The organism is Rhodococcus sp. NPDC055024, assembly GCF_053608585.1.
The window spans coordinates 1-1,190 of record NZ_JBSGVT010000056.1; the positions used below are offsets into that span (position 1 = coordinate 1).

1 protein-coding gene is annotated in these 1,190 nt (G+C 61.2%); it reads right to left on the bottom strand.

Going from position 1 to position 1,190, the window contains the following annotated elements; translation table 11 throughout:
• A partial coding sequence (locus tag ACWF6P_RS31790) for a condensation domain-containing protein (protein ID WP_452623703.1) occupies window positions 1–1,190 on the bottom strand: 1,190 nt, incomplete at both ends.

A 1,190-nucleotide genomic window follows, 5' to 3' on the forward strand; every position in this document is an offset into this window, starting at 1 on the left:
ATTGACTGATCAGCAACAACAGCACCAAGAATCCGCCCGAACCTGTCCGCAAACCCAGCCACCGTCGACTCGTCGAACAAATCCGTCGCATACGTCAACGACGCCGCCATCCCCGCCGGGGCACCCACCTCGTCGAACTGCTCCACCATGGTCAGCTGCAGATCGAACTTCGCCGCTACCGCAGTGGCATCGACCCCCGCAACCCGCAAATCACCCAACTGCAACGCCGACTGCTCCATGTTCTGGAACGCCAACATCACCTGGAACAACGGACTCCGAGCCTGCGACCGCGCCGGATTGAGCACCTCCACCAACCGCTCGAACGGAACATCCGCATGCGCAAACGCCTGAAGATCAGCCTCCCGCACACCTGCGAGCAGATCGACGAAGCTCCCCGAACCCTCCACCTCGGTCCGCAACACCAACGTATTGACGAACATCCCGATCAAATCATCGAGAACCTGCTCACCACGACCCGCCACCGGAGTACCGATCGCAATATCGGACGTCCCCGACAACCGCGACAACAACACCGCCAACGCCGCATGCACCACCATGAACAACGACGAATTCGACTCACGAGCAACATCATTCAAACCAGCATGAACATCCGCACCCACCACGAACGAATGATTCGCCCCACGATTGGACGCCACCACAGGCCGCGAACGATCAGCCGGCAAATCCAACTGATCCGGCAACCCCGCCAACGCCGACTCCCAGAACCCGACCTGACGCGAAATCAACGACCCCGCATCATCCTCGGACCCCAACACCTCCCGCTGCCACAACGCGTAATCGGCATACTGCACCTCGAGCGGCGCCCACCCCGGAACCTCACCCCGATAACGAGCCTCGTACGCCACCATCACATCACGCGTGAGCGGCCCCATCGACACACCATCACCACTGATGTGATGAACCACCAACGCCAACACGAACTCCGACTCCGACACCGCGAACAGCCGCGCCCGTAGTGGTACCTGCACCGCCACATCGAAACCAGCCGACAAGAACTCCGTCACCGCACCAACGACATCGGACTCCGACACCGCAACCGGCGACACATCCAACCGCACCCGATCCGCCGAGATGATTTGCTGGTAGCCGACGCCGTCGACCTCCGGATACACCGTCCGCAAAATCTCGTGCCGCGCAACAAGATCAGAGACGGCTGCCTGCAGAGCCGC